The 9,430-nt window shown below is 59.7% G+C and carries 9 protein-coding genes and 2 pseudogenes; 6 read left to right on the top strand and 5 right to left on the bottom strand.

Annotated elements, in window-relative coordinates:
* Positions 1-207 precede the first annotated feature (207 nt).
* The 3 genes and pseudogenes from B9A15_RS23545 to B9A15_RS22745 form a co-directional block, all read left to right on the top strand.
* Positions 208-393 (top strand): annotated as a pseudogene (locus tag B9A15_RS23545) (response regulator); the annotation flags it as partial.
* Between the two features lie 298 nt (positions 394-691).
* Positions 692-805, top strand: a complete 114-nt coding sequence (locus tag B9A15_RS23550; protein ID WP_244557087.1) for a winged helix-turn-helix domain-containing protein — start codon at positions 692-694, stop codon at positions 803-805.
* Between the two features lie 656 nt (positions 806-1,461).
* A complete protein-coding gene (locus B9A15_RS22745; protein ID WP_139798557.1) occupies positions 1,462-2,646 on the top strand; it encodes a plasmid recombination protein in 1,185 nt (394 codons plus the stop codon).
* A gap of 279 nt (positions 2,647-2,925) precedes the next feature.
* Here the strand turns inward: B9A15_RS22745 and B9A15_RS22115 are convergent, their stop codons facing one another.
* From B9A15_RS22115 to B9A15_RS22135, 5 genes are all read right to left on the bottom strand, one after another.
* Positions 2,926-3,759, bottom strand: coding sequence for an AAA family ATPase (locus tag B9A15_RS22115; RefSeq protein ID WP_170923410.1), 834 nt, complete (start codon positions 3,757-3,759; stop codon positions 2,926-2,928).
* Positions 3,710-4,510: an ATP-binding protein gene (locus B9A15_RS23690; protein WP_170923409.1), complete on the bottom strand. Its 801-nt coding sequence runs from the start codon at positions 4,508-4,510 to the stop codon at positions 3,710-3,712. The genes B9A15_RS22115 and B9A15_RS23690 overlap by 50 nt, the downstream gene beginning before the upstream one ends.
* A gap of 332 nt (positions 4,511-4,842) precedes the next feature.
* Positions 4,843-5,178, bottom strand: coding sequence for a DUF6634 family protein (locus B9A15_RS22125; RefSeq protein ID WP_084413121.1), 336 nt, complete (start codon positions 5,176-5,178; stop codon positions 4,843-4,845).
* A 372-nt stretch (positions 5,179-5,550) separates the two neighbouring features.
* Complete coding sequence (locus B9A15_RS22130) at positions 5,551-6,555, bottom strand: hypothetical protein (RefSeq protein WP_084413122.1); 1,005 nt, start codon at positions 6,553-6,555, stop codon at positions 5,551-5,553.
* 158 nt (positions 6,556-6,713) lie between these two features.
* Positions 6,714-7,400 carry a hypothetical protein gene (locus tag B9A15_RS22135; RefSeq protein ID WP_084413123.1) on the bottom strand — a complete coding sequence of 229 codons (687 nt, stop codon included), beginning with the start codon at positions 7,398-7,400 and terminating at the stop codon, positions 6,714-6,716.
* A 420-nt stretch (positions 7,401-7,820) separates the two neighbouring features.
* Here B9A15_RS22135 and B9A15_RS23930 point away from each other — a divergent pair, with 420 nt between their 5' ends.
* The 3 genes and pseudogenes from B9A15_RS23930 to B9A15_RS22150 form a co-directional block, all read left to right on the top strand.
* Positions 7,821-8,528, top strand: a complete 708-nt coding sequence (locus B9A15_RS23930; protein ID WP_084413124.1) for a nucleotide-binding protein — start codon at positions 7,821-7,823, stop codon at positions 8,526-8,528.
* Positions 8,525-8,803: a ribbon-helix-helix protein, CopG family gene (locus tag B9A15_RS22145; protein WP_084413125.1), complete on the top strand. Its 279-nt coding sequence runs from the start codon at positions 8,525-8,527 to the stop codon at positions 8,801-8,803. The genes B9A15_RS23930 and B9A15_RS22145 overlap by 4 nt, the downstream gene beginning before the upstream one ends.
* Before the next feature lie 305 nt (positions 8,804-9,108).
* Positions 9,109-9,339 (top strand): annotated as a pseudogene (locus tag B9A15_RS22150) (DDE-type integrase/transposase/recombinase); the annotation flags it as partial.
* Positions 9,340-9,430: the final 91 nt, after the last annotated feature.

Raw genomic sequence — 9,430 nt, forward strand, 5'->3', positions numbered from 1 at the left:
ACGCAGCCGTCAAAGCCCCATCTCCCGGCGCTCGGCCATCCGGTCGGCCTCAAAACATCGAACGATAACCCTGTCGACGTTTTGACACGGCCTGGGCGCAGAGCTGCCGTTGGCCAGCAGCAAGTTGAATGAGCTCTTCCTCCACGACATATCCGCCGGTCACTGCGCATCCCCCTCGAAGCCCATGGCTTTTCCGTCGTCGAGGCGGTGCGCGGCGAGGACGGCATTGCCAAGAGCGCCACGGAGACGGCGGATCTTGTCATCCTCGACCTCGGCCTGCCGGACATCGACGGCAAGGAAGTGGTCCGCCGGATCAGGGAGTGGTCGCAGGTGCCGATCCTCATACTTTCCGTCCGCCAGGCCGAGAGCGGAAAGGTCGAGGCGCTGGACGCCGGCGCAAACGATTACGTCGCCAAGCCCTTCGGCATCGCCGAAATGCTCGCCCGCGTCCGCGTGCTCATGCGCATCCGCGGCAATCCGGATGACGCTTCTCCGACCGCGCGCCTCCCCTCCGCCGGCCTCGTCCTCGACCGTGCGATGCACGAAGTGTTCCGCGGCAGCGAGCCCTTTCGCCTGACGCGCAAGGGGTTCGATCTTATGGCGTTCCTCGCGTCAAACGCAAGTCGGATCGTCCCACCGTCAGCTTCTCCTGGAAATGTGGGGCCTCTCCCATACCGAGGACGTCCAGTACTTGCGCGTCTTCATCGGCCGCATTCGAGCCAAGCTGAAGTACGATGCGGCCGCGCCGCGCTTCATCCTGAACGAGCCAGGCGTCGGCTACCGCTTCATCGGCGAACCCTCATAAGTCATCCTGTGACAACCATACTCGCCGGAGTTAGCGTACCGAAGAAGATGCGCACTGTCGAGCAGCGTAATGGGCTTCTCTCGGAGTGGATGCCGCCGCCTTCGGTGCGCCTTTTTGGCCGTTGAGCCGTTCGCCGGAGTTCGTTCTGTGCAATCTCGCCTGTTGTTACCTCGGCAGCTCGGCCCGCATATGCTCCTCAATCTGATTGCGATCCTCTTGGCGACAAAATGGTCGTTCCAAGCGATGGAGGTGGCGACGAAGGCCGCAACAAAGCGCTGACCAATTCCGCCCGCTTCGCGAGCGCTAGTCGGAAGTGACTCGGCCCGCTGCCCATTTGCGCCGAGAACGCGAGCGACATCAGATCTGAATACCAATTGTCTAGACTCACTAAGCGATTTCCGCCGGGAGCGTCGGCGACACTGGTCTCGGCCAGATTCTTTTTCCAACTTTCCGACTTCTGAGAGAAATGGATCAGGATCTCTCGTTGGAGCGTCCTGATGCCGAATTATTCATGTGTAAGATTCCAGCCGATCCGAAGCGCTGCCGATGCAAAAGCGAGAGCGACACACGGGCTTCGATCGGGAGGGCACGATCTCGGTCATTGTGACCCGGCTCGCCGAGCCCTCGTCCTTGCCGGCGGCATCCGAGCGACTGATGTGACCGGGCAGCCAATATCCCCCTTCGACATTGGAGCTTGCCTGAGTGCTGCGACCGAAAACGCAGGGCTGAAATGCCGCCGCGGGGCAGCGATCGGCGCCGAGCTCCTTTTCACCGCCAGCCCTGATTTCTTCGCTCGCGATACCGAGTTTGGGGTGGAGGCTACCGCAGCCGCGCACGATATCGAAGCTCTGCGATCCGAGCGTATGGCTGCGTTGCGAGATCTTATCGATGGGGCCTTTGAAACGCGATATCTGACAGATGTCGACTCCGACGATGATACGCAGTTTCTCCCGCGGGATCTTCCGAAACGATGGCGCGCCCTCACCGAGCGACTTGGCGAAAACTCGCCTGAAGCACTAGAGCGCCATGATCCACGCAAGATCCTTGATTTCCTTGCCGTCGTTCTCCTCGGTTGCAGTCAGAAAGATGGCTGGACCGTTGCTTGCTGGCGTCTCGATCTCGACGAAACGACGCCGCATCTCAGTGTGGTCATCGTTCCGAGTTACACGAAGCAGACGAAGAGAACTGGAGCTGCGAGATGGGTGTCCGTCCGCGAGCACTTCGGGCAGCCCCAGAAGCTCAGCGCATTACAGGACTGGATTGCTCAGATCAGCGCACCGCTCGGGCTTCTTCGCGGACGACCGAAAGCCGAGACGAACGCTCGCTACCTGGCGCCGCGGGCGTATCGGGCTATCAGGAAAGCGGAAGACGCTGCGAGGCTCGCTGCGACGGCGGCTGACGAGGATCGCAAAGCTGCAGCTAAGGATCGAGAACAGGCAAAAGTCGCCTGTGATAAAGCGACGCAACGCTTGAATGATCTGAAGATAGCGGAGGCGCAGATGCACCGCCTGCTCGAAGAGGCGAAGGCGCGGCTGGCGGCGATAGCAGTGCGTGAGGCCGCGCTCGATCAGGGCGAGAAGAATATCGCTGAGCAGAGAAAGGACGTCGAACGAAGCGCCGGGGTTGCTCGCGAAATCCTTTGTGCCAGTGATCCGTTCCAGGGACGGAGTGTCCTTCTGGACGCGCTTTCCCGCGTAAAAGATCTTCAAGCCGTCGACCTTCCGTCCGAATTCGCGGCGCCCATGAAGCGGTGGAGATCTCTGGCAGCCGAGAATACTCTGAGACCGAAAGCCAAGCCTGATATCCAAGTACCGAGGCCACTTGAGGGTCTCGATTACTGAGGGGCGTGCCCATCTCTCTCAATTTTTAGGTGCGAAGCTAGAAGAATTTTTCAGAGGCGAGCTCCACTGGCGAATATAGGGCTGTATTTAAGTCTAAACCGCGATTTTCTGATGCAGTCGCAGGACGGATCCATCTATATCTCGTCGAAAGAAAGCGGAACGACCTTTTTGTTTGACCCGATAGCCTCAAAATCCGTAAAAATATTGCGCATGGTTCAATATCGCATGACGAATCAGGAGAGTTTTCCATAAGAGATTGTTGCATTGAAGCAATATAGTTCAATTATAAAACTCTTGATTTAGAAATTTTCGGTGACGTTCCACAAAGAATTTCCGCAATACATTGTTGGATAACACGCGCTTGTCCATCGCCAAATTTGCCAAATCTACAATGTCCTGACGGTGTCGCATTGCGATTAGAGTCGCTTCTGCATGGAGTCTTTGCAGCCGCCGCTCGACCACCGAGCGGGACACGTCTCCGACAGAGAGCCAGTTCCCCATGCCCGCACTCTCGTCGGCCGAGATCAGGGACGTTGCCTGCGACAGATCGCCGGCCGCTCCGGCGCTGCATTCGCCGAGAACGATCAGTTCGCCAACCCGGCCACCCAAAAGCGTCAGGACTGACGCTTCCAGAACTCCGGGCAGGAGAGAAACGGTCCCCTCGAACCGAACATATCCTCCGGAGCGGTCCTTCGCCACAATCGACAAGACCTCCGGCATTCGGCCGCATGCGGCCCCGATGATTGCATGTCCTGCCTCATGGACAGCGATGCGCCACCGTTCTTCGTCCGGCCGCTCGTCCGCCGGAAGGGCCGACTCGATCAGCATTGCGGCAGTTGGGGCGTTTCCGGATCGCCGAGCCTTCCGTCTTGTTTCTCTGGCAATCTTCGCGATGTCCGCGCCGGAAACCGAACCCGCCAGCGCGGCCGCGACGGTCTCGATCGCGACGTCGTCCACTCCGCCGAGATGGTGCCGGAGGATGCCCTTCAGCGCGGCCTCATCGGGAAGTCCGATCTCGAACGCACGGTCGAGCCGTCCGGCGCGGCGGAGCGCCGGGTCCACGCTATGCCTGTCGTTGGTGGCCGCAATGACAATCACACCTGCCGTGCTCATCGCACCATCGATCTCCTGGAGACGTCGTGATGAACGGGCGAAACCAGCTCTCGTTATTCCCGTTCTGTCCACGCGATCCGAACGAGTCGATCTCATCGATGAATAGGATAGCCGGGGCATTCGCCCGGGCCGCGCGAAAGGCTTCCCGGATCATCCGGATTGCGGTGTCGCCCCGAGCGTCTTTGCTGTCGAGCCAGATCGAGTAGCCGCCGAGGATCATCGGAATGCCGGCCTCCGCGGCGATGGCACGTGCCAGGAGCGTCTTTCCGGTTCCGGGAGGGCCATATAGTAGCGCCCCGCGATCGAGATCCTCGGCACCGATCCGGCCGTCCTTGAGAGCGGAAACGTCGGTCGCCAGGTCCATGGCCCAAACGCCGGCCTCGCCGTAGCCGGTGAGGTCGGACGCACGCGGAGACACCGGGCGATGAAGCTCGGTGTGTAGGTTCTCGGCCCCCTTCGCCCTCTCTCGCTCTTCACGTGCGGCTCGGCTCCGATCGGCTTCTTCCTCCTTCCTCTTCCGCTCGGTCTCGGCGGCATCCGTCTCAGACGCGATCGCCGCCAGCCGTGCCTCCGCCTTGTCCGGGGCCGTCGTCGTGACGATCACCCGGCGCAGGTCCTCGAGCGTCGGACATCCGATCGCCTTGCGGACGCCGTAAACTTGTTCGAAGATTTCCGTCGCTTCCGCTTCCGTGTAAACGAAGTCGAGAACGGCATCGCCGTGGAGACTGATCTCGTCGGTTGGGGACGCCATGACAACGAGCGAGGCCTTTTCCATTTGGCGGAGCGCGTCGCGCATATCTGGCATGAACGGAAGCATCGCGAACCGGTCCAGGTTCTCCATCAGTACTTCGCTGAGGACAACACATGCTGCGTTTGGACAGCGGAGGACCACCAGCTTTCGTCCGTCCCCGAGATCGACGCTCTGCAAGACCTTCTGAAGCCGTTCTCGAACGAACGTCGTGACCGGATCGGTCGCTTCCGTGCTGACGGAGGCGACGTCGTCGCGGTCAGCCTGGTGATCGTCGTAATAGCTGCCATCGCCGGATCGGCCGAGAGTACCAATCCAGCGATACCCGCTCCGGCTCATTGGTGCCACCGGGAATGCGGAGCAATGTTGTAGAGCCGTGAGTAGCTCCGTGCCCACGATCCCGAGCGATCAATCGCGTAGATCCGCGAAGTCATGACGTTTCCAGAACCACAAAGCGGATGCCCGGCCACGCTGCCGACGATACGCATCGTCGACATGTCCGGCACGGTCGCAACGACGGTCAGAAGAGGTGCAGCCGCGAGTTCGGCATCGGTCGGACCATTACCGGCGGCGTAGCGACGGAGGTCGGTTGCGAGGCGCTCGAGCCTGACGATGTCGTCCTCTTCCGAGCCGACGGGAATGCCTGGAGCAATGTATGCCGAGCCACGCATCTCAGGTGCCCTTCCTGTTGTCCGGTTGCCGACGAGCGAACCAATTACGAACGAGTGGAGCGGTCGCATCGCCGGACGCCACGAGGCGATCGAGGCTAGCGAGCATTCGATCGCGTTCCGAGCGCGGGATAGACCGACGTCCGAGTCGCAGTGCGGCAGCTACGTAGAAAGAGGGATCGAGGTGAAGGAGGCGCGGAGTCGCGCCATCATCGGGCGACAGAAGCAGCACGGATGTCGATCTGGTCGTCTTCGGCGGCATCGTGAAACTTTCGAGAATGCGGCCAACTGTACCCGATCAGCAGAGGCGGAGCGCTTAGCCGATGCGGGTACAGACTGTAGGCCTAGGCAAGACAAATCAGACGAGTCAGCCGGTCAGTGAGACAGCTCGGGATGACGATCGTTCTGATCGGGACTGCGTCCCATCATCCGCCGCCATTCCGCAGGTCCGATCGACCGGCTAAGGTAGATGACACGAGGGTTCTGTATGTTCCGGCCCTTGGGCGGCTTGACCTCATGATCCGGCAATTGAGCGACGTCTTCGTTATGATCTACCAAGCGGCTTTCTCGCTTGGGATCCTCGCTAGAAGTGTGAGACTCATGGGGCGCCGGCTCGACGATCGCTGCCAGCCTGTCCCGAATGCTTCGGTCGAGACGATCGAGAAGATGAATGACCGGAACTTCGAGAAATGCGTCGATCTCGCCGGCGTGCATCGTCATCGACTCGTCGTGCCCTGCTCGTCCATATCGGTCGAAGACGGTGCAGGTGACGGCGTTGATGCGATGACCATCGGCTTCGAGCGCGCTGCGGGCGCTCAAGGCCGCCGTCCGCAACGTCCGAAGTAGAGCTTTTGTCCGGGGACCGGAAAGACGCACGCTGCCTCTGACGCATTCAATTAGGGTCGCGTGTCTAGTGTTCCGGTCGATGACGATCAGATCGGTCGCGAAGAAGTTGAGAACATGCGTATCTGCCCGTACCTCAACATCGGGAGTGGTATGATCATTGTTTCGAACGATCTCATCGGCAGCGCGGGTCAGTGGCAGTTGATGTTCCCTCAGGACGAGGTAGTGCGGATTCTCGCGAAGGGCGACGGCAATTACGTCGGGGATCGCTTGACCCGATCTCGTCACGATCGAACGAAATAGACTGGCGATGGTGGAGTATTCGCCAAGCATTGGATCGGCTTCCAGCGCGTTCGCGCTGACGAGGGCATCGTCAACGATCGAATAGGCAATGGCGTCGATGGTACGACAGATGGGATCTTCCGCCTTCGATGCTGTCGATTCCGCTTCGGGATTGAGCGGCGGACGTCCGGAAAGGACCCGGCGGGACAGCCGGGGGATGGCGTGGCGGAAATGCTTGCGATCACGACTGGACATAGGATTCCTCCTGCCTGACGATGTCGCCAGGTCATAATGAGCGGAAGGGAAGGGGCGGCCGCTCACCATGGATGGCGAGCGGATTGAAACGCAGGGGGTGTCAGGCGACGACGAAGATTTGAACGGCGCCCAAGCTGCGGGCGGTGTCGCGAATGACGTCAGTCGAGCTGCGGACCGATCTTCGGGCAACGGAGAATGAAGCCAGTCGGCGTGCGCGTCGCCGTGACGAGGCCGAGGCCGGCGAGCTTTAGGCAGAGTTCTTCGCTGGCGGGCTCTGTTCTCCGACCACCCTTGAGAGCTGCTGAGTGATCATAGGCAAGGTCGGCGACGTATTCGCCGCACTGTGCGATGGCGCCGAGGATGCGGCGAGCGCTCACGACTTCGTCTCTGGAAAAAACAGGACCCGCCCGATTAGGAATGGACGGCGCGGCACCCTTCACGTTGTTGCCATCGCTGATCATGTCGGGCGTTGTGTCGACACCGTAGATCGCGACGTGCCGGCCGGCATCGAGGGAGCGGAGTGCGCCGACCTCGCCGTTATCCTGGCCGAGATGAGGCTGACGGCGGGCCGATCGTGCCGCTTCGATCATTTGAGACTTGAACTCGTCCGGCAGATCGGGGATCTCGGTGATCCGCATGATCGGCCCCCAGCCGGTGATGTATGGGATACCACCGATCTCTCGCGAGCCAATCGGACGGGAGATGAGGTGCGCGAGGCAGGTCCCGTCCTCGTCCGACATGGCCAAGCCCTGAAGGCCTGCGACATCGGGATTACTATCTTCGTCGGAAAAATTGGTAGTGGTCTTGCACGGCAGCGCCATGCGCGCGATGAACGCGTTAGCCATTCTGAACCTTCCTTACAGGTCAGTTTGGTCAGGTCGCTGGGCGGGACTGCAATCCCCCCCGGCGGCCGCCCCATGCGGTCGCCTGCTTCCTGATCTATCGTCAGCAGTCGAAATGATGCCGATGCAGCCAAGATAAAACGAAAAATGTCAATGTAAATAGCGACATTCGCCTCAAGTGATTGTAGGTTAATATATCAAGATTACATAAATTTTTACTTACTTCAACATAAAGCAGTGGACGGTAGTTGTTCGGATTTGCAGGCTCTGCATACGGAGCTGAGCTAGCATCCGTAGACTGTTGCAGAATTGCAACTCGTAACGCGAACGTAGCCCAATGTCGGTCTAGTCAACAAGTTAGCATGCCGCTTTCAGTCGTGAAAGCGGGATCATCGGGTCGATGCTGATTCGATGGGGTAAGCCATGTCAGTTAGGGATGTTCAATGTGATGATAGTCGTGGTGAACGCAAACAGGTGCGAATCACTGTCGCGAGCGGGAAGGGCGGCGTCGGGAAGTCCGGTCTCGTAATCAATTTGGCGGCCGCTGCCGCCGCAGCGGGATACACGGTCGCGATTCTCGACACGGATACGGATCAACATTCCTGTGTCGAATGGCGACAGGCGGGCGGGAAGCTCGAAGTTATCAAAGCCGACCCGGCAGATGTTCCGAGGGTTTTGCAACGCCTCATCAACGTGGATTTTGTCGTTATCGATACGTGCGGCGCGGTTCTCGCATCCCATACTGCTGCTATCGATTGCGCCGATCTTGTGCTCATTCCTCTTTCGACATCGGCGCGAGAGCGTGCGCCGGCACTGCGGACATTCAAGAAGGCGTATGCTCGCGGCCGAACTATCCGATTTGTCCTTTCGCTGGTCGATCCTTCTGCCACGGAGGACCGGCTAGAAGGTCGTCGTGCAGAGGTATCTAGCGCTGTCAAGTGCTATCTCGACAGTGCAATCCTGAGCCGATTCTTTATGAAAACTGTGAACACGCGGCGTGTGCCCCTGCGCGATGCCATGGACCAAGGCGGCTCGGCATTTACACAACGATCCACGCTTCGTTCTAGGATCGAATTTGAAGCCCTCCTTGAAGAGATCGTTACGATCATTCGAACACCGGAAACGATATGAAAAAGCTGCGTGTGGAACTGCTTGGAAACCACAAGACGCAGAACGCGTCGGGCGAGGATACGTCGACTGGCAAATCCCCCGGGGCAACGACGATCAGGGTCTCACAGAAGATCCTCGGCAAAGTTGACGAGGAGGCTGGAGTTGAAGGATTGAGTAGGAACGAACTGATTGTCCTCCTTCTCGATGAATTTTTGCGCTCTCGTACAGGCGAGGGAATTGAGGAAATCGATCCGGACTTCGCTACGTTTTTGAAGGCCAAGCGGCGGCACCGTTGAAAGGCCTAAATCGGCGGAAGCTGATACCACGCTTTGGGCGATAGACCCGTGGATCTCGCGCCTTCTGCGGTGCATTCTAAATGTGATTCCTAACGATATCATCGGCAGCTATATTAAGCGCCATTTGACAAGAATGGGCGTCCCGGACACCTATTCGATGCCGCGATGCCGCGATGCCGCGATGCCGCGATGCCGCGATGCCGCGATGCCGCGATGCCGCGATGCCGCGATGCCGCGATGCCGCGATGCCGCGATGCCGCGATGCCGCGATGCCGCGATGCCGCGATGGCGCGATGCTGGTGCCGCTGGTGCCGGGTGAGCGCTGGTCGCTGGACTTCGTCGCCGATCAGCTCGAGGACGGGCGCCGTTTCCGGATCCTCACCATCGTCGACGACTGCACCCGCGAGAACCTGGCGCTGATTGCCGACACCTCGCTGTCCGGCGTCCGCGTCGCCCGCGAACTGGATCGGCTGATAGTCGAGCATGGGAAGCCCAAGATGATCGTCAGCGACAACGGAAGCGAGTTTACCTCTGACGTTGCCCCCAAGTTTTATCCAGCCGAAAGTTCGTTTCCGGCGGTTGGGTTGCTTGGCTGGGCGGGGTGAGCGACGGGCGGCGGCGCGGAGC

The organism is Fulvimarina manganoxydans, from assembly GCF_900176465.1.
Taxonomy (GTDB): Bacteria; Pseudomonadota; Alphaproteobacteria; order Rhizobiales; family Rhizobiaceae; genus Fulvimarina; species Fulvimarina manganoxydans.